The following is a 22,368-nucleotide window of genomic DNA, read 5'->3' as shown; positions in this document are numbered from 1 at the left end:
AGTTTGCGTAGATTTCTTGATTTTCCTAAACTTCATAGATATAGACTTTTGAATGATCTTCAGTAGCAATTCCGACGCTATAAATATAGCAACCTTCGACCTTTTCCATTTCTTTCACAGCATCTAATACTAATTCAAAAATCAATCGCATTATCCTTGGGCAGCTGATATGTAACCATTCACACAATAGCGATTCCTCTTATTATTAGTAGACGAGCCAGATTTTCACTTTAACTATAATCCATCAACAAATTCTTCATAACTTATTGCACTCACTCTAATTGAAATTAATTTATATCCTCATTTTACTCCTTGGCAATAAAAGCATGGGTATTAATGATATAATCAGTGTCTTTAATCGGCTTGAATTTTAATTCACTGACTTTCAACTCAGTCAAATCGTCTAAGGCTCTAAGTTCCACCGATGGATTTAACTCGACTTTGGCGGTCAGTTCATACCATTCATTCCCGTTATGGAAGGCCCAAGACACATCAATAACAGAAATTTTATAGGAATAACGAAGGTGTCTGATAGGACCAAAAGCATCAATTAATTCTATTAACTGTATGAGCGGAGGATTATCCTCATCTTCACTTAACAAATCATTGAAGTTATTAAAACTCTCTTGAATGTCGTCAAACTGATAGCTAGATGTGTCCAATTCTCGTCCCAAATGCCGTTCTATATAACGTAATTGTACGCCTTCAAAGGTCTCCCAGAAAATGAATCCCAAGTAGTTAATAGGGGAAGAGTCAGTTTCTCCGGTATCAAAATAATGAATAAATTTATCTCTAGCTATAGGGAAATTCCAGCCATTTTGCTGAATCTTTCGACTAGGAGGAAGTTGATTAACATAATGAGGGTAGTCTTCGATGGATAAGCCTTCTGAGCTTTTGTCAGATTGGTAGAAAGTATCCACAACCGATAGGAATAAGGTATCTAATTCTTCTTTGTCATAAGCCTCATCAGAAACATCTTCCATAACATATTCAATAATTGCCTCTTCCTTTTCGTGAAAGCTTAGAGTATCATGACCAATATCATATTGATAGACCATATCAGTAAAGGGCATGTTATCGAAAGAAATAATCTGGTCCGCCTTACCAAAAAGAGCTTGAATATGTGAAGTATTGATTTCTGTTACCGAGTCTTCTTTTTTGTCCGGAGGGGTAGCATCGTCAAAGTAATTATCCAATACTAATAGACGCTCTCTCAACTCGGCTTCAGAAGACACAGTTTGACCATCATAAGATTCAATCGCTTTCAAAAAATTTGTGTTCGCAATAGCATTAGGGTCATGGTTGCCTACATCGATAAAAAACTTCAACGGCCCAAGAAATATATATACTACAAAGGCAATAAACATTAGCATAACTAGCCAAAAGAAATACTTCATGAGTTAAACCTCCTTATATGCTTAATAATCAGTTACATTATAACCTTCAATCGTATTCTCAAGAAATAATATACTCATAATAAATCCAGAGCATTTCAGTATCTAAAAAAGGCAGACCCATCATGACCTGCCAAAAGTTTATTTAATTTAATTATTTTTCAGTGCTTTCGCTTTCTGATTCAGATTCTTAGCTAGTTTGACTATTAGAAGAGTTTATTGTTTCTTCTTCATCAGTTTCTGCATCAGATTCTAAAGCAGTTAATTCCTCTTCAGTAACCCATTTATGTGGTGATCACTAATTCTGAACTTTCAGTATCAACATACTCCATTATACAAGCTATCAATCATTCCAAAGAGGTCGAGTTCCCTTAACACTCTCTTTAATGGATTGGCTATCTTTATCTAAGATGGCTTTAGGCCGTTTCTCATTGTGACCAACGATGGCTACTTTAGCTCTTTTTTTAGTGTATAGTAGGGCGGTTATTTCAGCAATACCTGAAGTTCCAGCATAAATTAATGCAACTTTGTTATCGAGCTTATCTATGTATAACATACTTTCTAATAATTACAATATTTTGAAAATACAATATTAACTAGTCTTATTTTTGGTGTAATTTGACGTGCAATTGTTTTACGCGTTCAGCTAATTCCGGAGCAGGTCCGTCAACGTTTGCATCAAGGATGACATCTTCAATCGCTAAGTTCTTAACTGGTGAAGGCTCAACACCTAATTCTTTCTGCCAAGCTTGTAATTGAACTGAAGAACTTGCATAGACAATACGTCCTAAGCCTACCCAAGCATGAGCTGCTGAACACATGGGGCAATGTTCACCAGAAGTATATACAGTTGCCTGAGCACGGTCTTCAGGAGATAAATTCTCAGCCGCCCAGCGTGCGATAGCGAATTCTGGGTGTTGGGTAGAATCCCCACCAGATACATGGTTGTAATCTTCAAAGAGAATTTCTCCCTCTTTGGATACAAGAATCGAACCAAAAGGCTCATCACCCTCGTTCAGTGCCGTCTCCGCTAAGGCAACACAACGCTCTAAGTACTCTAAATCTTTTTCACTTATCATGTAAAATCACTCCTTTTCTCTCATTCTATCAGAGTTTTTAATTATGTCACTTGAATTGCTGAAGGCCGGTGCAATTATGGATTTTAAGAGGTTGGGCAAAAACTTTTTAAATTCTGTTCAGGCATATCTATTTCATTCTAAGCGCAGTGGTTGAGTGGTCTCAATCTTCGTCTTAATGAGGTTAAAGATAAATTTGGTAAACTCAATCAAGTTATTGTTATTAAATTAAAAGCGCAGTGGTTGAGTGGTCTCAACCTGCGTCTTAATGACTTGCTTGAGACCTACTCAACTTTGCGGGGGTAGGCCAACGAAGCGAAAATTATTCAATTTTCTACTTCTGATCTACTCCCAACTTTGCGGGGGGTGGGTAGACGAAGCGAAAATCATTTGATTTTCTACTTCTTGTCCACTCCCGTATTCTATGTAATTAAAATGTATGTGTTTTATACTGTGTATTTAAATAGGCTTCCCAGTCCATGAGAAGGAAGGATTATTAGTTACAGAGGAGCTAACAGGAGAGTCTATCGATGAATCGTTACTCCATTTGGAGTGATAGATAAGGAGAAAAATTTCCGTCGCGCAGTTGAACGACGGAAATTCAACTGCCATAACTGTCCGTAGCAAGCAATCATGACGGACAGATAGCCGAGAACATTAAGGTTTTTCCAAATAAATCGCCATTAATTATTGATATATTGTCTTAACACTCCTTTAAAAATCAATAAAGTGGTAGGAAAGTAAAGCAGTATCCGTCGTGCGAGTTAGTGATGGCCAATAACTACCAAATCCTCCGTAGCAAGCAATCACGCCGCATACTTCCCGACCCGATTTCAGTTTATTATGAACATCCTTACTAAATTAATTCAAAACGATAAATTAAACCTTTACATTAGAAATATTTCATGTATAATTACTAAAAAATACAATCCTTTAACGACCGTCCTGTGAGGCGGGGAAGGTATGTAATGAAAAGTGGCCGTTTCAGGACCTCTTCTTTCCGCATGCCCGCGTTGAAGGAGAGGTCTTCTTTGTATAGGAGGGGAAAATGAAAAAATGTTATGAATGAGAGGGAAATTAATTGAGTCAACTGCCATACAGGCCATGGATGTGTGTGCTGATTTTAGTTGATAGACAAATCGTTGGGAATTCACTCACAGTTTAATTATTAGGAGGTAGACTATGAATCGATTGCAAGTAAAATTACCAGGTATCGTTTTAAAAAATCCTGTTATGCCAGCTTCAGGCTGTTTTGGCTATGGTGAATCTTTCGCCAAATATTATGACTTAGGTGTGTTAGGAGCAATTGTGATTAAGAGTACAACGCTTGAAGAAAGATTAGGGAACCCAGTACCACAATATGTGCACCGTGATGACGCTGTGTTAAACTCTGTTGGTTTGAAAAATCCGGGGATTAAGACCGTCCTTTCTGAGAAATTACCATTCTTAGCGAATTATGATGTTCCTGTAATCGCAAGCGTGGCGGGGTCCAAAGAAGAAGATTATGTCGAGATGTGTCAACGAATCTCTCAAGCTGAGAATGTCCGTGCGATTGAACTTAATGTTTCATGTCCAAATATTAAAGAAGGAGGCATTTCTTTTGGCACGGATCCGCAAGTAGTTAAACAGTTAACCCAACAATGTAAAGCAGTGACTCATCTACCCATCTATGTTAAGTTGACGCCTAATGTGACGGATATTGTTAGCATTGCAAAAGCAGCAGAAGAAGGTGGGGCTGACGCAATTACAATGATTAATACAATAACGGCTATGGCCTTTAATTTAGAAAGTAGACAACCCATTTTAGGAGGGGTTACAGGTGGTTTATCTGGAACTTCTGTAAAACACATTGCCTTAAGGATGATTTATCAAGTTGCTGGAGCAGTTAAGATACCGATTATTGGAGTGGGTGGCATAAAGACCGTAGATGATGTTCTAGAAATGTATATGGCCGGCGCATCAGCCGTTCAAATTGGGACAGAAAATTATAATCAACCGATGATTTGTCCAGAAATTATTAGCCAACTTCCTCAGCGAATGGATGAATTAGGCATTGAAAGCTTAGAGACTCTAATAGATGAAGTATCAGTCGCTCGATTTCACCACGGCCGGTGACAGGCTGAAGTGTCAGTCGCTCGATTTCACGACGGTCGGTAACAGGCTTAAGTGTCCGTGACGAGCAATCACGACGGAATTATAACAGACTAAATTTCAGTTTATAGTGGACATGCTTATTAAGTTAATTGGAAAAACTATCTATATATAATTAAGTGAGGTCAGCTAACGTTGATCTCTTTTTTTATTTAGTGTGGCAGAACACTTAAAGGATGATAATTGTTTCTCCGAATTAGTCATGTTAACCAAACAAAATAATTCATTTGGACCAATAGAAATATCATATCTAGAGAGTAAATTCATTAGCATAGCTATCGATGTAGATTGGTAAGAAGTAAGATATGGAAATGATCCAAACCTTGGAAATGTAACCGAAGAAAAGAATTGCAGACAAAAAAACGCCAAATTAGAAAAAATTAGCCATTCAACACACCGGTGTTTAATGACCAAAATTTCTGTGACCCACACCATTTGACAAAGAACTTTAAAAATAAAAATCCCATTGACTGCCGTAACAATCAATGGGACGTTAATCACGTGGTTTTACCCAAACCTTGATAATCTGCCGATTATCCTCAGTCACTTAACGCGTGATAACGATCTTAACTACGCTTCTATACAAGTCTCATAGTGGTTCATCAAGATTCCGGTGAAGGGTCTTTACTTAGTGATCGAAGATGTTGCACTAACCCCTCTCTCTATAAACAACTCAAATAAGTCACACGGTCTTCATTATTAAATAAGTTATAATTCCTTATTCATATCATTAAACGATTAAAGATGCAGGAGTTAGCCAAACGTTATAAAAATTGATTAATAACCTGATGTTTTTACGCGTAAGAGAGGTTGGAATGAACGCGTTAGGAAAATTAATACAATAATACAGCAAAGAGTTTCAGATAGAAACGCTCCCCCATTGACTAGGAATGAGTATACATATGGACTTTGTCCTTCAGGTGCATAAGACCCCCAGAATGATACCCCCGCAATAAAGTGGACGATATAACGAGCTAATGATCCCACAATTGTCGCCATGGAAGCTATCGCCCATTGTTTCACACGATTTGTTGGTTCTTCTTTTAATGCTTTTTGCATATAAGGTGCAAAGAAACCAGCGAAACCAATGACTGCAAAAGCGACAAAATATTCAACTACAAATTGTACTAACGTTAATACATACGCATTACCGGTAATGTATTGGAGTAATCCCCATAAAAATCCACCCAAGCAACCTGCCAATGTACCACGACGTAGAGCAAGAATAATAATTGGAATCATCTTGACAGAAACCTTAAAACTCCATGATGGCGAAGGAATCATCAAATCAATAAGTAGTGCTAAAGCGGCACAGATAGTAATCTCAATCAACGTTTGTGTCTTAATTTTTGACATAAAAAAACTCCTTTTCTTAACCAACACAAAAAAGGAGTTAAACATCTTGACGCAAGCATTACCTTGATCCAATAAAGGGTATAATCTCAGCCAATGTGGCACCCCTTGTTTATGTTGAAATCTATATTGTAATAATGATTCTAACAAAAATAATGAAAAAAGTAAAATTAAATTTACAAACCAATTACTTTCAACTTTTCATTATGATGCGATTATTTCTTTGTACCAAGGAGTTATCACATTTATTATTGCTTGTATGGCGTTGTTCTCGTTAGATCCATTATCAGCGGGATTAATTATTATTGTGTCGATCTTTCCGATTTTGATTCCTTGGGTGTGCAAACATCAAACACGTAAGAACAAAAACCAACTTTCTAAAAATCAATCCATCTATAATGCTTATTTGAAAGATTTTGTAACAGGTCTTTTAGATATTAAAAACTTTAGAACATCAATTATTTTTGTGGATAAAGTGAGTGAAAAATATGATGAGGTTAATCTGTAAATTATGGTTTTATTTCGCACTAACTTCAAGCGCTATGTTGCACTAATAGAACAAAAAAAGACTATTTCGCTAAATGAAATAGTCCTTTTTATTACTTATTTTACTCCAATGACTAAACTATCTCGTGCAGCTTCCACTACTTCTGTCGTGATAGTTTCAAGGTTATTGATTTCTAATATTCTTTCGATTTGGGTGAAAAGTCTTTGGATAAGTCGAAAGTTTCCACTGGTAATTTTAATAATACTAGTGACAGCTTCATAATTAGCAAAATCTTCCAGTTGGACAGATAATCCTAACTCTTCCCATTTGTATTCCAGAATATGGTGGATCTCGTCTTTACTCAATCTGTCAAATTCATGGGCAAAACCTATTCTCGAGTAGAGTTGAGGATAACGAGCCAATCGCTTTTCTATACCCGGCATTCCAATAAAGATCATAGCCACATCTTTTTGGTCATAAATATCTCTTAATTGTTCTAAATGCTGTACTTTTAATCGATCTATTTCATCAATAATAATGAGATCAATTTCTTCATACACATTCGTTGAGTATTTTTCTTCTGCTCCTAACTGAAGAACTCTATACATACTTTTAACCATACCCATTTTACCACCGATCATATCGATTTCATTCGTCATTTTAGTCGCCCGTATGGCTGGAGCGGTGTAAAATATTGTTTTCGCTTCAAGGATTTTTTCATCTGCATTCATTCCGATTTCTTCCGATTTTTTGTAATCAATTTGTTTTTCGACCCAATTCCAATTTGAATATTGCTTAGCGGATAAAGTTTTCCCAACTCCGGGTAATCCATAACAAATTCCGATATATTTGTATTTGATACATGCCTGACAAAATTCTACAAAGCGTTTATATTCTTTTGTTTCAATAAAATAGGGTGTTTTATTCATTGTAATACCTCTTAATTTTTGACTTCTTAGAATCTTTTTTGTTTACAGGATTATCTAACTCTTTCTGCTTAGATGAAATAAGTTCTTCCGCAATATTATTTCCAGAATGGAGCTGATTTTCAAGGTTTTTCCGTGCTTTATTACGTGCCGCAACAATCTCTTTTAAATCGACTTCGTAATCAGAAATTTCAGGAGAAATTGCCGTACATAAATATTGGTCTTTGTAAAATACACGAATCTCAGCAATATCTCTTGGATCATATCGAATGATAACAGTTTCACCTACATAAGCTGCTAAATTGGTGTCAATATATCTTAAACCTTGGAAGTGAATTCCATCAGAATGAACTTTTCTTGGCTTTCCAACATTTAATAACAATAAATCTAAACTTTCTAGACTATCTGGTTGATGAGGAAGAAATCCTGAATTATTCCACATCTTTATAGGTTCCTGTTTTGTAGTGCCATGCACTCTATGGTGATAGTCATATATAATAAAATGCGCTAATTTCTCATCAAGCTCTTTTATCGTAAGAAGATTTAAAGTATTTTGATTCCCAATGTAACCTGGTAAATCTTGCAAAAATAATTGATTAATTGTTAAAAAGAAACGTTCTATTTTCCCCCGTCCTCTTGGCATACCTACCGTAGAAAAAATAAGATTGATTTTTAAATCAATTGCGACTTGCTCCAAATGATTTGAAGTGAAATCACTTCCGTGATCGGTATAGAAAGTTTCAGGTATACCACATATTTGCCAATCAGAGTTGCTTTTTTTCCATATTGCTTGGTGTAAAACTAAAGAAGTTTGAATAGCAGAAGGAGCTTGAAAACTAAGGAAATACCCTGCAACTGCTCGGCTATAATCATCTAAAATAATTGTTAACCAATGGCCTCTCAGGCTTTCCTTTTTCGTTTAAAACAAGGATATCCAAGGGAGTGTGGTCAGCCTGCCATATTTCATTGGGATAATAAGACTCACGACGATAAACCAAATCATAATTATTTTGATATTCTTTTTTTCCTTTATGAGCAAGTTCCTTTAATTGTGGCGACAGATTTTTAGCAATCGCATATACTTGATTGTAACTAGGCGGGGCCCAATTTTTCTTTTTACAAATTTTACAGACTTTCCGATGAATAGAAGTTAAGGTGTTTTTTTTGTTTTCAAATATAAGCTTTTTAATTTCTTCTTGTACATTTTCTTCTACTTTAAAGCTTCCTGAATCCGAGCGCTTTCTTCGGATCAATCCTTTCAACCCTGATTGTTGATATTGATTTACCCAATGGTATAAAGTTCTTTTTGGAACCCCTGATTCTTCAGCAATATTACTCAAACTTTCTTCATGCTTAAGATAAGGGGCAATCACTTGATATTTATCCATCGCATTTTGTCGTAGTTCTTCTGAATATGAAGTTAATGGAGGAAGTTCTTGGTTCATGAGAACACCTCTTTCCCACGATTAAATAAAATTAATCGTCAATTTTTATTTATCCAAGTAACGATAAAGCGTTGACTTGCTGATTCCTGTCATCTCAACAATTTCTTTCACACTATATTCCTCACTTTTGTACAATTTTATTGCTCGTTCAATATCTCGTTGGTTCACAGGAGGACGCCCGCCTTTTCGCCCTCTAACTCGAGCACTTTTTAAACCTTCTTTTGTGCGTTCAACAATCAAATCTCGTTCAAATTGACTAAATGCTTGAAACACAGTCATCATAAGTCGCCCTTGGGGAGTGACCGTATCAAAATTCTCTTTTAAGCTGATCAACTTTACATTATGTTCTTCAAAGTAATTTACAAGATCAATTAAATCTTTTGTGCTGCGCCCCAAACGAGAGAAGCTTTCCACGATAACTGTATCATCTGGACGCAATTTATCTTTCAGCCGATTTAATTGCGGACGGTTAGCTTTGGTTCCCGTCATTTTTTCGGTCAGTATTTCGTTGCAGTTATGTTCATTGAGCAAATCCAACTGACGAGACAATTCTTGTGATCGTGTACTTACCCTTGCATACCCATATATATACCCACTCATAATCCTCTTCCTTCTCTATTTTGATTTTCTCAATTGTATCATAAAGGGTGGGTAAAGATACGTAGATAAAGAGCAAAGTTTTGGCACTAAAAAACCCTTCTTCTAGTCTATAAAAGTTGTTATTTAAAATCGTCCCATAATCGATTGTTTTTGATACTAACTGATTTATAAAAATATGCCTCTAAAGTTTCCAAAACTTCAGAGGCATATGAAAACGAGAATTAGTTAATATTTGAAACAGGTTATTAATTTTTGATAGGCTTAGAATTAGACCTTAACAATCGAAGCCCATTCAGAATAACAACCAATGTACTTCCTTCATGAATAATGACACTGATTGCAATATCCGGTAAGCCTAAGAAACTAACGACAACTAAAAAGGCAACAACGGCCATTGAAAAAATAACATTCTGCCAAATGACACGATTCATTTTCGTAGATATATTATGAGATTGTACCAATTTGGATAAATCGTTTTGCATTAAAACTAAATCCGATACCTCTACTGCCACATCGGTCCCATCTCCCATAGCGATTCCCACATCTGCGTTTACGAGAGCGGGGGCATCATTCACTCCGTCTCCAACCATGGTAACTACACCGTATTTTTCTTTTTGTTCGTCTATAATTCTGGATTTGTCTTCCGGCATGACATTCGCAATCACTTCATCTATTCCTAATTGTTTAGCGACTGCTTTACCCGTCATTTCTGAGTCACCAGTAATTAATGTGGTGTGTATGCCTTGTTCTCTGAAATAATCAATGGTTTCTTTTGCATGCTCACTCGGAACATCCATGAGGGCAATAAGACCTATAACAGCCTCATCTACTGCTACGTATACGACCGTCTTACCTTCTGACGACCATTCATTATTTAAACGACTATATTCATCTGAAACATCGTCAAACGAAGTCGGTTTTCCTATACGATAATTTCTCCCTTTGTAATCTCCTGTCAATCCTTTGCCGATCTGGTTTTCTACTTCGATAGTTAGTTTATTTTTTTGCTCAAACTTTCTTAGAATAGCATCTGCTAAAGGGTGATTGGATTCTTTTTCAAGAGCTACTACGATATCAATCATGTTTTCTTCGTTCACGGAATCAGCAAAATAGTAATTGGTTACTTCAGGTTTTCCTTTAGTCAAGGTTCCTGTCTTGTCAAATGCAATGGCTTGAGTATCGGCTAATTGAGACAGGTAAGAACTACCTTTTGAAAGGACGCCTTTTTTGGCCAAGTTAGAAGTCGTCGATAAAGTTACCGATACAGTAGCCGCTGCTAAAGCACAGGGTGAAGCTGCCACTAAAAGGACCAATCCTCTATAGATACTTTGTGACCATGTCCAGTCTAGGAGAAAAGGAGCCAATAACATGAATAACGGAATGGCAATTAAAACAACTGTAACGTATTTCGGTTCAAATTTTTGGATTATACTCGCAGCTTTTGTTTGGTTGTCTTGGTTCTGGTTTACTAACTGTAAAATTTTTGAAAATACTGTATCTTTATTTTCTTTAGTGACTTCCATTGTGAAAGTACCTGTTCCATTGATTGTACTTCCGAAAACGTCGTCTCCTTTGGACTTCTCTTTTGGGATACTTTCTCCATTAATAGATGACTCATCAATGGACGTAGAGCCTGACAAAATGACGCCATCAATGGGGACTTGATCGCCATTCAATACTTGAAGTTGATCTCCCACTTTTAATTCACTGACGTCAACATTTTTTGTACTGCCATCAGGCTGGATTAACCGGGCAGTCGTTGGATTCATTTCGAGTAATTTCGTGATTTCTCGTTTACTTCTTCCTTCTGCATAATCTTCCAAAAAATGTGCACCAGAAAAAATAAGAATCAATAATGTACCTTCCCAAAAATTCCCCATTAAAGAAGCGCCAATGGCCGCTAATCCCATCAAAATGTGAGAGTTGGGCATGAACTTTTTTTGAACTTTGGAGTTCTCGATTGTTTCTCCAAGGCCTTCAAGAATAATGACATGATATCCTGCACTGATTGTAGCGATTGAGAATAAAATATTTCGCATTAACTGATAATCTTCATTCAAAAATAAAGCGATCACCGCCAAGGCTAAACCAATAAAGTATAAAACGATTGGCATTTTTCCGTGTTCATGGTCATGGTCGTGGTTGTGATTATGTTTTTCTTGAGATTGTTGTTCTTCGATAGTTTCCATTTTTATCACCTTCCTATATAATTCCTTTGATTTCCATTCATTTACTTATTAAATCACACAAATTCCCACTAAAAGAAGAGAAGTATTCATGTAATTTCCATTGTCTCTGACTCCTTTCAGTTGTCCCATATGTAAATCGGAATCTGTACGCTTTACATATGAATAACAAATCATATGTTTACAAAATCATATTAACTCACTGTATGAGTTTTGTCAAGACAAGATGCTTCTTATTCAAATGGACTACTATTGCTGATACAAAAGTCTTAATTTTGTCTATAAACAAAAAACTAGCATCGTTTTACTCATGTGGTATTATATATATGAATGGAAAATCATGTGAGAGGAATAAGAGCATATGGATACATCAACAACTTCGCCAATCAATAAAGAGAAGATCCAATCAATAAGCAAAGTATTCAAAGTGATTAGTGACCCTACACGCTTGTCAATTCTCTTTCTTTTACAGAAAGAAGAGCTCAGTGTTGGAAACATTGTGCTTGCATTGGATATGGAACAGTCCGCGATTTCACACCAACTAAAAATATTGAAAGATTCACGTTTAGTGAAGGCAAGAAGAGAAGGGAAAAGCATGGTTTACAGTCTTGATGATCTTCATGTTTTCAGTATTCTCGAACAAGTCTTAACTCATATCAATGAACAAGAACAATAAAAGCTAATAAGGTATAAAACTAAATGGAGGTTTTTAAAATTTCAAAGTCAGAGAAACAAGAAAATCACTCGCACCAAAATCAACCGAATAAGAATATTAAAATTGCTTTTTTCATCAACTTTATTTTTTCCATGATTGAATTTTTCTTTGGGTCTCTTTTCAATAGTGTGTCAATTATGTCCGACGCCGTTCATGATTTAGGAGATTCCATTTCTATTGGATTCGCTTGGTTTTTCCAGGGGTACTCAGAAAAGCAGCAAGATGAACAGTTCACTTTTGGTTATAACCGCTTTTCATTATTAGGGGCGTTGATAACTGGAGTAGTACTGATCGGCGGCTCATTTTTTATGATTTACCGAAGTATCCCACGTTTGATTGATCCGCAACCGGTTAATTACAATGGCATGTTTTGGCTTTCACTCGTGGCTATTGGATTGAATGGATATGCGGCTTGGATTCTAAGCAAAGGGTCATCTAAAAACGAAGGCATGTTGAACCTGCATATGCTAGAAGATGTATTAGGGTGGATTGGGGTCTTGGTTGTGAGTATCGTAATGAACTTTACAGAGGCTTATCGATTGGATCCAATCTTATCGATTTTGATAGCACTCTATATCCTCTATAAAACTGTACCTGAATTTTTCAGTACAATGAAAATTTTATTGAACGGTTCGCCGGAAAATGTAAACGTAGAGAACCTGGCGAACTCCATTAACAATATTCCTGCTGTAAAGGACCTCTCTCATTTTCACATTTGGTCACTGGACGGAGAAGAAAATGCCCTTATCGTTACGGTTCTTATAGACTCTTCCGATATAAACAAGACTAGGGAAATCAAAGAAGAAATTGCAGAGCTTGCCCATACATCGGGTGTAAAGGATCATATCACAATAGAAATAACTACAAGTAAAGACGAACTGGAAAAAGGGTATGCTTATGGCAGTTAAAGTATTTATATATTGAAAAAAGGACTATTTTAAATCGAGTAGGAGACTAGTCAATTAATGGCTAGTCTCCTACTCGATTTATTAGTGCAAAGCACCCCTTAAATTTAATGCAAAATAAAATTACAATTTACAGGTTAATCAAGCTAATCAAAAAGAAGTGAAGCTTACGGCGCTGATTAATGTATTGATAGGCTTGTTTTTCTATGGGTGTGTGATTTGTATCTTATTGATAGGAGATCGACAAGTCTTAAATGGCTCGATTACCGTCGGGGCACTGGCTTCGATTATTGCTTTGTCTAATGAACTTGAAATGCCGGTCAATTTGATTGCGGATAATTTATCAAGCATCAACTCTGTCAAAGACATTAAACAAAAGTACGATGCAAAGGGTGAACGTGCAGCTGACGATGCTCCAATAACTACTCATATAGAGTCGTTGCAACAGATTGATATTCAAACTCTTGCATATTCGATTAACCATCAAAATTTTTTTGAAGATTTTAATTATCAATTTGAACAAGGGAAGAAGTATCTGATTGTCGGTAGTAGTGGTAAAGGAAAATCAACTCTAGCTTATTTGATTACAAAAAATCTTGATCCGGACCAAGGAACCATTCTATACAATCATATGGATCATCAGCAAGTCAGTTACCAAGAAGTTCAAGACCATATCGGATTAATATCACAACATTCGATTATCTTTGCTGATACAGTGTTAAATAATTTACACTTATATCAGGAATTACCGATTGAAATGACTCAACAATTGTTAGAACAATTTGGTTTGGATGAGAGGTTTAATGATTGGAATGAGTTGATTATTGAAGAAGGAAATCTTTCTGGCGGTCAGAAGCAACGTATGATAATCATTCGAGCGCTCTTGCAAAATAAGAAATTTATCATTTTGGATGAATCATTATCAGCCTTGGATAAAGAAAATTTCCATCGAATCGAAGATTATTTGCTTGATCAAGAAGATATTTGACTGATTAATATTACGCACAGAGATTCAAGTAATCTTAGTCGATATGACCAAGTGCTGGATTTGGATCAGTTGATCTAATGCAAAAATATAGTAAGCCAAAGTCTTCCTGACGCTTATATGCAAGAAATTACCAGCGTAACTCGGAGAATGATTAAAGCCTTCACGACGGTATACCATGCATCAGGTTATGGCATAATGCAAAATGGTGGAGCAAACTGTGACTTTGGTCATTTTCATCTGCATGTTTTTTCCAAGATATGACGATGACGATTATTATTAATACATAGTGTAATTATTTAAAAAGTGCAAATAACGGGCAATACCGTAGATAGAAAGAATAAGCATTGATAATCAAAGATTTTAACTTCGTCTGCCTACCTTGGCGCAATTGAGTAGAATTTAAATATATTCGAAGAATGTAGCTTAAGGACACGTAATCACCGAACAGTTAATTAATTAGAAGATAAGTTGGGACCAAAACTATTCAGTTTTTTTCCAGCTTCTTTTTCGAGCACTTCAATATTTTAAATTGTACGATAAAGATCTTATTTTTAGAAAATAATACTTCATCAATCGATAATTCTCGAATCTATTAGGATAATAAAATAGTTTGAGAGAAAATTTAAAATGAGGGTTATGTCACAATCATCTACTTCTCTGATAGCGATATAAGTTAATAAAAATTCATATATATCTCCTTTGGGGAGATGAAATTTAGAAATGTGTTTGAATAATCTCCCTTACGGTGATATAATTGTTGTGAAATAAAAATATACCACGGGAGAAAAATAATGATAATCAGAGAACGAGAACTTAACTGGTTAAAAGAATGGAAGAATAAAGATTTAATAAAAGTCATTACAGGTGTTAGAAGGTCTGGAAAGTCTACCATTATGTTTCAATATAAGGATTGGCTACTAGAAAATGGAGTAACTGAAGAACAGATTATTTATTTGAATTTTGAAAATCTAGATACTTTAGAACTTCAAGATAGTGTAGCACTTCATAACTATATTAAAGACAAAACTAAAAGGGATTTACAATATTATCTATTATTTGATGAAATTCAAATTGTTAATAAATGGGAGGTTGCAGTAAATTCTCTTCATCTAGAAAAGAAAATAGATATTGTAATAACTGGTTCAAATGCTCAGTTGTTATCATCCGAACTTGCGACCTATTTAGCTGGAAGATATGTCTCTATTGTTGTCTACCCATTTTCGTTAAGGAAATCCAAATTAAAGGATTCTAAATTAACATTGCAAGATTATATGATTTACGGTGGATTTCCTGGAGTAGTAGGAATTGAAAATAATTATTCTAAAAGCACCATTCTTAATGATTTACTAGATTCAGTATTATTAAAAGATGTCATGTTAAGAAATAAAATCAATAATAGTCATCTATTAAGAGCTTTAGCGAGTTTTATATTTCAAAATTCTGGTTCCGTGTTTTCAGTCAGAAAGATAGCTAATACGATAAAATCTGAGTTGGGAATTAATGCAAAAGAAGAAACGGTATCTGTTTACTTAGAATATTTAAAAGAAGCCTATTTAATATATGAGTTGGAAAGATATGATTTAAAGGGAAGAAAATTCTTCGCAAGAAACAATAAATTCTATGGAGTTGATCCAGGTTTAAGAACTTCATTAATTGCGGGCGGGAACAAAGATTATGGTCATCTTTTAGAGAATCTTGTATTTATAGAACTTCTTCGAAGAGGTTATAAAATTTATACAGGTGAGATAGATGAATACGAAATAGACTTTATTTGTAAAAAATATGAGGAGATAATATACATACAAGTAAGTTTGAGTTTGATGGATGAAAAGACAAGAGAACGTGAATTTAGACCGCTACAAATGTTAAAAGATAACTATCCGAAGATTATTTTAAGCTTAGATACGCTCGATTTTTCAAAAGAAGGTATAATAAATTTAAATGCAGAAAAATTTTTGAATGGAGAAATAGATTTTTAAGGCGATAAAGATAGTGATTCATGAGAGTAATTCCAAAACTTAGAAACGGGGCCTGCTTATCTATAGTTAAGGCTTGATGCATATGGAAAAATGTGAATTGTTGTTAAGAATTGAGCCAAGTAAAATAACAATGTTTATAAAGTAAAGGCCGATTCTATTAAATCTTTATGAGGGACCGGGAGATGAAATTATGCTTGATTATTTGGTTTTCCATCAATTTATGTGAATAGATAAAAAGTTAATGTGAGTCGATAATAATTTTGGAGGCTGTGTAAAAAGTTTCGGTCTTTTTTCGTAGTAAAAAAAGTATCTCTTATTCGTAAAATGATAGGATGAAAACGTAAAGTTAGTATTCAAAGGGGAAAATACTATGAAATGGGGTGAAAATTGTTGTAGTAATTCTGGTTACGTTGGTTGTGATTTTATCTGGTTTAGCCTATCGAACGCTTCACTTCGACTATGGCAATGATCGATTTATGGAAACGAAAGGTAAGCAATTAGAGTTCAAAGAAAGTGTCTACAATATGGAGGATGGTAGCGAAATAGCTTATTTGTAATCCACACATAGTACCAGTCTAAAACCAGAAAATTAGTACCAAGAAAGTAGGAATTGATGATGATTAGAGCGTTTAAAATAGAAGACCTTGACCAAGTGATGCAAATTTGGCTTGAGAGCAATCTTGAGGCACATCATTTTATAAATCGTGAATATTGGATAGCTAATGCACCAATGGTTAAAGAACAACTGTTAGATGCTGAAATCTATGTTTATGAACATGAAAGTAAAATTGTGGGCTTCGTTGGGTTGCAAGACAATTACCTTGCGGGGATTTTTGTAGATAAAAGTATGCGTTCTAAAGGCATTGGTAAGCAGTTACTAGATTATGCAAAAGAGCTTCGTGAGGAATTGCTGCTTACGGTATATCATGAAAATGAGAGTGCCGTAAAATTTTATAAACGTGAAGGATTAACGACTATCTCGCAGGAGATGGATGAAGTCACCAATAAGCTTGAACTTTTAATGCAGTATAAAGCGTAAGATTTTACGGCATAACTGGTATAGAACATAACCAAACTTATGGGCATCTCGAGGTTAGACAAAAGAAGATTTTCCAAGTAATACCGTAGATAGAGATTAGGCAAACGAAGCAAAATTCAATCGATTTTCTACTGGTTGCCATTGCCTAAGATAATGAAATTGTATCTGACTAAACAACAGTAGCGTTGTCTCTACAAAAAATATTTCAAAACAAAAAAGAGAGTCTAAGTGGCATGCTCAATAGCGTTGTCCTTAAACTCTCTTTCTTAATGAGTCGGTTTATGACTGAATGGATTTATACTGAGAGTCAGTATAAATATAATCGAATAACAGGTTTACAATCGTTTCGTATTCTTCATAGCTGAAAGATTCTTTGAAATGATCGTAATCATTGATACTGCCATTGCCAATACAACAGGTACAGCAACGACCAATATGAGCCCCATTATGCGGTGGGCGCGTATTGACTAGAAATACCCAATCATGTTCAGTGACATCACCACTCTGACTTCTTCGAAATCTTAAATGTGGCATAATACCAAATTTTTTGATTCCTTTAATAAACTCATCAAAACTACTCTTCATTTCTGGTAACAAACTAACCACTCCTAGTTATTTATTCAATTAAAAAAGCACAACGAGAGTCGTCGTGCCAAATAACTGGAATCGACTCATCTATCTCTTTCGAGTTGGATTTAGCACCTTGCCAATGGTAGGTTGCTGAAGCGTCATTGGGCCAATTCCCTCTGCTTGCTCTGGATAAGTTGTGATTTTTAATTGTATATTGATATTATCATTTATTAAGAGATATTTCAATGATTATTTTATTACGCTATATGAAAGTTGTTTTAAATTGGATAAATAATAAACTTGAACGCAGTTACTTCGATAGCGACTTAAAACAGAATATTGTTGCGTTTGAACTTCGCTTATCATCAGTTGAAAAATCGGTTAATTTCTACTTTAGCTGTTTCAGGCGAGTCTGATCCATGAATCAGATTATAAGTAACATCGGTTGCGTAGTCTCCGCGAATCGTACCGGGTGCTGCTTCAAAGACATTCGTTGGTCCCATCATGGCTCTCATGCCTTGAATGACTTCTTCGCCTTCTACCACCATACCAAAGACAGGTCCTGATAACATAAACTGTTCAAGCTTAGGATAAAAGGGCTTGTCAATCAGATGAGCATAATGTTCGGCAATGATTGGTGTATCAAGGGTCATCAATTGGGCTTGTACAATACGGTAGCCTTTCTTTTCAATCCGCGAAATCACTTCCCCCATCAAGCCGCGCTTCAAGCAATCTGGTTTTAACATGATGTATGTTTGTTGACTCATGATTTAATCACTCTCCTAAACCTTATTATCATCATTATACCAAGAAAATGATGATAATGCGCCTAATATGGTGCTAGCGTATTCATTTTGGATACCAGGTTATGTCGCAAGTATCCTTTTATCATATTTTAGAATAGTGATAGTTTTATTTTTGTGATGGCAACAAAATCTTTTAACATCGTGACGGTGGAGCTCGTGTGATAAGACCTTAAAAAATGGCTTTATAATAAAGTTGTTTTGTAGGCGCTGGTTAACTGCCCATTTTTAATCTTTTAAAAAATCAATCCTAATCAAACAACGGTTAACAATATGAAATACTATGAGTTAGAAGACCAATCCCTCATTAAGTAGTATTCGATTTTTAGATGCTTTTTTTGCATTATCATGCTGATTGTTTGTGAAATAAATTTAAAAAAGCAATTTAGCTGATAATTCTACTGTGGTTATTTTCATTCACAAGCCCGTGTCTCATTTTGAGACATATTTTGCTTAATTATTAAGAATATATAAAGTTTAGCGAAGTATTTTTCTAAAATTTATGAAAATGAAAATAACACTCAAAAAAGGCTGTTTTCGTGTCTCAAAATGAGACAAGTTGAAAATTTGTGAAAACAAAAAATGCATTATTTTTATCTCGTTTATTACTTTTTGTACGTTTGGAATGCTTACATTGTTCAATTAGCTTTCAGATGAAAATATTTTACCAGATTTTGAAAAATGAAACTTTGTGAAAAGACATGTCTTTGGATGGTCGGAAAACGAAAGGAAGTTGGACAAAACTTCAAAAATTCCGTTTAGTAGTATCTGATAATTTTATAAGTGTAATAGTTGACTGGCATCTAGTTGATTTTAAGATTAGTTGATATAAACCAAACGGTACGGGAGTATCAAAAGCAAAACTCATCTTATTTTCTACTTCATCTCAATCCCACTTGTTAAGTATTAAATATAGATTTTGAAATTTCAATCATCAGAAATGTTTTGTACTAACAACTAAAAAAATTCATTGATAAGTCTTTTTAGATGCAAGTTTTTTTTGGTGAGTGTTAAGATGAATATATCATCAGTTTAGAATGGTTATAATAAACGAGAGGAAATTTTTCATGAAGTACGTAGTAGTTGGAACATCGCATTTTGGATTTGAAGCGGTACAGACAATCTTGAAGCAAGAAGCGAGTGCAGAGATTCATATATATGAAGCAGGTGACCACGCGTCCTTTATGTCTTGTGGTGCTCAATCTTATCTTCAAAGTATTGCTCAAGCTTTAGACGAATTGCATTTTGCTACCAACCAATCTTATGCTGATCAAGGGATTCATATGCATTACTCAACAGCAGTCGTGGGGATTAATCCTGAGGCTAAAACAATTCAAATTAAGGATAACGAAGGTGAGAAGGAAGAAAGCTATGATAAGCTCTTACTGAGTCCTGGAGGCTTTGCACCTGTTCCAAAATTTGAAGGGTATGATTTAGAAAATGTTCATACTTTCCGTGGACGTGAAGATGCAGGAACCGTTAAAGAACGAATGAAATCTAGTAAAAAAGCAGTCGTCATTGGGGCAGGCTATATTGGTGTCGAAGTGGCGACGGCCTACACAGAAGCGGGAATCGAAACAGTTTTATTAGACGGTCTAGATCATATTTTACCAACCTATGTTGATCCAGAATTAGCGACTGTATTAGAAAATCATGCCAAAGAAAAAGGTTTAGCTTTCAAAGGGCACGAAAAAGTTGAGAAATTAACCGGTAAAGACGGCAAAGTAACCGGCGTTGTAACGGATAAAGGAGAATATGAGGCCGATACCGTTGTCATTGCGGTAGGAGTTAAACCAGATACCGAATGGTTAAAAGGAATCGTCGATATCGATGAACGTGGATTTGTAGAAATCGATGAATTCATGCGTACTTCTGTCACCGACATTTATGCCGGTGGGGATGCAACTAAAATTATGTATGCACCTACTGGAAAGAAAACCAATATCGCTTTAGCAACGAATGCTCGTCGTCAAGGAATTGTGGCGGCTTTACATGCTTTAGGAAAAGAATCATTAGTGAAGATGTTACCAGTATCAGGGACTTCTGCTTTACATGTTTTCGACTACACGGTTGTCACCACTGGTTTAGGGCATGTGAGTGCGGATAGTTATGATGGTAAGATTGCTTCAGCTTATTGTGAAGAAAAAGTGTATCCAGACTTCATGCGTCGACCAGGAACTGTTCATATGAAGATTTACTTCGATGAAGACACGCATCTGATTTTAGGCTCACAATTTGTCTCTATTCATGATGTTGCGGATTCCATCAATGCGTTATCGATTGCGATTAATGCTAAATGGACGTTAGAACAATTAGCAATGGTAGACTTCTTCTATCAACCAAATTATGACCGTCCATGGCATTATGTTCAAGTGCTTGCTCATCAAGCATTAGGAAATCAATTTGGTGGGGCAGACAAGATTTTATTCTAATTCAAACAAATTAATTTCTGCACTCTCTTGTGGAAATGAGGCTGGGCAAAAGCATTTTAAATTCTGTTCAGCCATATCTATTTAATTCAAAGCGCAGTGGTTGAGTGGTCTCAAATGGCGTCTTAACGTAGCTGAGAACAAGCTTGAAAAATCCAGTCGAATTAGTGCTTATTCATTAAAAGCGCAGTGGTTGAGTGGTCTCAACCTGCGTCTTAATGACTTGCTTGAGACCTACTCAACTGTGCGGGGGTGGACAGACAAAGCGAAAATCATTTGATTTTCTACTTTTGGTCCACTCCCATTTGAATTGGATGATATTCTTTATAAGAATTAAAATAGTAAAAAGTCTTTAAGTATTATAAGCTTAGAGACTTTTTTTGTTGCATTTAATTACTTAAAAATAATTTTAAGTCGTATATTGGAAGATGCTTAGCGTACTCCATTCTTTCTAACTTCAATATGAAATCAGGAGCGTAAATTGCAACTTAGAATGTAAGGAAAGATTCAATTAAAACATCACCTAAAAACTTTTTCTATGGGATAGCTCAGAGCATTTTTATGGAGGAACTAAGTAGAAAAAGTGCGTTCGATATTTTATACTGTAAGTAGAATAATAGTAATTTTTCTAATAACAATTTGATTAGGGAGTTGAAAAAATGTTTCAAGTTAAAGTTCAATTAAAAGAGATAAAGTCGCCTCCGATTTGGCGTAATATAATCTTACCGAATCGTATCACTTTTTTTGAGTTGCATCATTTTATTCAAATTGCATTTGGCCTATATGATATGCATTTGTTTAATTTCACAAAAAAGTCGTATCCTTTTGAAATAAACCTTGAGTATATGCGTGATGAGTATTTTAATTCTTATAATGAGGGAATCAACTATGTGGATGCAGACAAAACACTTGTTCTTCCTTATTTGTTAGAATTAAACACTCTCGATTATACCTATGATTTCGGCGATAATTGGGAGTTTAAAATCACCTTGATGAAAGTAAAGGTCATAACATCAGAGGAGGTCCCTAGTGTGGTCAGTTTTCGCGGCGAAAACATATCGGAAGATTGTGGCGGCCTTGGAGGTTTAGAGGAAATTAGAGAGTTGGCAAAAACCCCTGATTCTAAAGAGTATCAAGAGTGGGTTAAATGGAATCCTAGAATTTTAGAAGACTATGATCTACCTCGAGTGAATAAGCGATTAGCTAAGTTTTATCGGCTAAATAATGGTGATGTTATTTTACCTTATCATATTTATGATTCAGAAGTGGAAATCAATTGGTAATTTATTTTTGATTCGTTAAATTTAAATCCTATGGTATTA

At 35.3% G+C, this 22,368-nt stretch carries 20 protein-coding genes, 1 pseudogene and 2 riboswitches; of the genes and pseudogenes, 10 read left to right on the top strand and 11 right to left on the bottom strand.

Annotated features, from left to right (window positions below):
* Positions 1 to 305: 305 nt before the first annotated feature.
* Both B5D12_RS01005 and B5D12_RS00995 read right to left on the bottom strand, forming a co-directional pair.
* Positions 306 to 1,397, bottom strand: a complete 1,092-nt coding sequence (locus B5D12_RS01005) for a hypothetical protein (protein WP_078755074.1) — start codon at positions 1,395 to 1,397, stop codon at positions 306 to 308.
* 599 nt (positions 1,398 to 1,996) lie between these two features.
* A complete protein-coding gene (locus B5D12_RS00995) occupies positions 1,997 to 2,473 on the bottom strand; it encodes a nucleoside deaminase (RefSeq protein ID WP_078755072.1) in 477 nt (158 codons plus the stop codon).
* Positions 2,474 to 3,652: 1,179 nt separating this feature from the next.
* Here B5D12_RS00995 and B5D12_RS00990 point away from each other — a divergent pair.
* Complete coding sequence (locus B5D12_RS00990; protein ID WP_078755071.1) at positions 3,653 to 4,585, top strand: dihydroorotate dehydrogenase; 933 nt, start codon at positions 3,653 to 3,655, stop codon at positions 4,583 to 4,585.
* An 813-nt stretch (positions 4,586 to 5,398) separates the two neighbouring features.
* Here B5D12_RS00990 and thiT read toward each other — a convergent pair.
* Positions 5,399 to 5,977 (bottom strand): energy-coupled thiamine transporter ThiT, encoded by a 579-nt coding sequence (thiT, locus tag B5D12_RS00985; RefSeq protein ID WP_078755070.1) that lies wholly within the window; start codon positions 5,975 to 5,977, stop codon positions 5,399 to 5,401.
* Positions 5,978 to 6,004: 27 nt separating this feature from the next.
* A riboswitch (TPP riboswitch) is annotated at positions 6,005 to 6,093 on the bottom strand.
* Positions 6,094 to 6,197: 104 nt separating this feature from the next.
* On the opposite strand from thiT, the gene B5D12_RS00980 reads away from it, so the two are divergent.
* Complete coding sequence (locus tag B5D12_RS00980) at positions 6,198 to 6,482, top strand: ABC transporter ATP-binding protein (protein ID WP_143412009.1); 285 nt, start codon at positions 6,198 to 6,200, stop codon at positions 6,480 to 6,482.
* 95 nt (positions 6,483 to 6,577) lie between these two features.
* On the opposite strand, the gene B5D12_RS00975 is transcribed toward B5D12_RS00980, so the two are convergent.
* From B5D12_RS00975 to B5D12_RS00960, 6 genes and pseudogenes are all read right to left on the bottom strand, one after another.
* The gene (locus B5D12_RS00975; RefSeq protein ID WP_002316690.1) at positions 6,578 to 7,390 is read right to left on the bottom strand and encodes an AAA family ATPase; all 813 of its coding nucleotides are present in this window, start codon (positions 7,388 to 7,390) and stop codon (positions 6,578 to 6,580) included.
* Positions 7,383 to 8,084 (bottom strand): Mu transposase C-terminal domain-containing protein, encoded by a 702-nt coding sequence (locus B5D12_RS10360; protein WP_234982877.1) that lies wholly within the window; start codon positions 8,082 to 8,084, stop codon positions 7,383 to 7,385. Before B5D12_RS10360 ends, B5D12_RS00975 begins: the two co-directional genes overlap by 8 nt.
* Positions 8,085 to 8,267: pseudogene (locus tag B5D12_RS10355) on the bottom strand (Mu transposase C-terminal domain-containing protein); the annotation flags it as partial.
* Positions 8,257 to 8,832 (bottom strand): helix-turn-helix domain containing protein, encoded by a 576-nt coding sequence (locus tag B5D12_RS10350; protein WP_234982876.1) that lies wholly within the window; start codon positions 8,830 to 8,832, stop codon positions 8,257 to 8,259. The pseudogene B5D12_RS10355 and the gene B5D12_RS10350, both read right to left, overlap by 11 nt.
* Before the next feature lie 45 nt (positions 8,833 to 8,877).
* Complete coding sequence (locus B5D12_RS00965) at positions 8,878 to 9,432, bottom strand: recombinase family protein (protein ID WP_078755068.1); 555 nt, start codon at positions 9,430 to 9,432, stop codon at positions 8,878 to 8,880.
* A gap of 245 nt (positions 9,433 to 9,677) precedes the next feature.
* A complete protein-coding gene (locus tag B5D12_RS00960) occupies positions 9,678 to 11,621 on the bottom strand; it encodes a heavy metal translocating P-type ATPase (protein ID WP_078755067.1) in 1,944 nt (647 codons plus the stop codon).
* 358 nt (positions 11,622 to 11,979) lie between these two features.
* Between B5D12_RS00960 and B5D12_RS00955 the strand changes: the two genes are divergently transcribed.
* The 6 genes from B5D12_RS00955 (at position 11,980) to B5D12_RS00935 (ending at position 17,244) form a co-directional block, all read left to right on the top strand.
* Entirely contained in the window at positions 11,980 to 12,294 is a 315-nt protein-coding gene (locus B5D12_RS00955) for an ArsR/SmtB family transcription factor (RefSeq protein ID WP_048728532.1), read from the top strand.
* Positions 12,295 to 12,317: 23 nt separating this feature from the next.
* The gene (locus B5D12_RS00950) at positions 12,318 to 13,241 is read left to right on the top strand and encodes a cation diffusion facilitator family transporter (RefSeq protein ID WP_078755066.1); all 924 of its coding nucleotides are present in this window, start codon (positions 12,318 to 12,320) and stop codon (positions 13,239 to 13,241) included.
* Between the two features lie 226 nt (positions 13,242 to 13,467).
* Positions 13,468 to 14,226 (top strand): ATP-binding cassette domain-containing protein, encoded by a 759-nt coding sequence (locus B5D12_RS00945; RefSeq protein ID WP_143412007.1) that lies wholly within the window; start codon positions 13,468 to 13,470, stop codon positions 14,224 to 14,226.
* An 87-nt stretch (positions 14,227 to 14,313) separates the two neighbouring features.
* The gene (locus B5D12_RS10590; RefSeq protein ID WP_407645200.1) at positions 14,314 to 14,487 is read left to right on the top strand and encodes an HIT domain-containing protein; all 174 of its coding nucleotides are present in this window, start codon (positions 14,314 to 14,316) and stop codon (positions 14,485 to 14,487) included.
* 530 nt (positions 14,488 to 15,017) lie between these two features.
* Entirely contained in the window at positions 15,018 to 16,205 is a 1,188-nt protein-coding gene (locus B5D12_RS00940) for an ATP-binding protein (RefSeq protein WP_078755064.1), read from the top strand.
* Positions 16,206 to 16,818: 613 nt separating this feature from the next.
* Positions 16,819 to 17,244 (top strand): GNAT family N-acetyltransferase, encoded by a 426-nt coding sequence (locus B5D12_RS00935; protein ID WP_327077574.1) that lies wholly within the window; start codon positions 16,819 to 16,821, stop codon positions 17,242 to 17,244.
* Between the two features lie 279 nt (positions 17,245 to 17,523).
* Here the strand turns inward: B5D12_RS00935 and B5D12_RS00930 are convergent, their stop codons facing one another.
* Positions 17,524 to 17,841, bottom strand: coding sequence for a hypothetical protein (locus B5D12_RS00930; protein WP_078755062.1), 318 nt, complete (start codon positions 17,839 to 17,841; stop codon positions 17,524 to 17,526).
* A 71-nt stretch (positions 17,842 to 17,912) separates the two neighbouring features.
* Positions 17,913 to 18,010, bottom strand: a riboswitch (SAM riboswitch).
* Positions 18,011 to 18,179: 169 nt separating this feature from the next.
* Positions 18,180 to 18,581 carry a nucleoside-diphosphate kinase gene (gene ndk / locus B5D12_RS00925; RefSeq protein WP_078755061.1) on the bottom strand — a complete coding sequence of 134 codons (402 nt, stop codon included), beginning with the start codon at positions 18,579 to 18,581 and terminating at the stop codon, positions 18,180 to 18,182.
* Between the two features lie 1,103 nt (positions 18,582 to 19,684).
* On the opposite strand from ndk, the gene B5D12_RS00920 reads away from it, so the two are divergent.
* Both B5D12_RS00920 and B5D12_RS00915 read left to right on the top strand, forming a co-directional pair.
* A complete protein-coding gene (locus B5D12_RS00920) occupies positions 19,685 to 21,049 on the top strand; it encodes an FAD-dependent oxidoreductase (protein WP_078755060.1) in 1,365 nt (454 codons plus the stop codon).
* Positions 21,050 to 21,705: 656 nt separating this feature from the next.
* Complete coding sequence (locus B5D12_RS00915) at positions 21,706 to 22,329, top strand: plasmid pRiA4b ORF-3 family protein (protein WP_078755059.1); 624 nt, start codon at positions 21,706 to 21,708, stop codon at positions 22,327 to 22,329.
* Positions 22,330 to 22,368: the final 39 nt, after the last annotated feature.

Source organism: Globicatella sulfidifaciens DSM 15739, assembly GCF_900167405.1.
Taxonomy (GTDB): Bacteria; Bacillota; Bacilli; order Lactobacillales; family Aerococcaceae; genus Globicatella; species Globicatella sulfidifaciens.
This window is presented reverse-complemented; position numbering and strand designations above follow the sequence as displayed.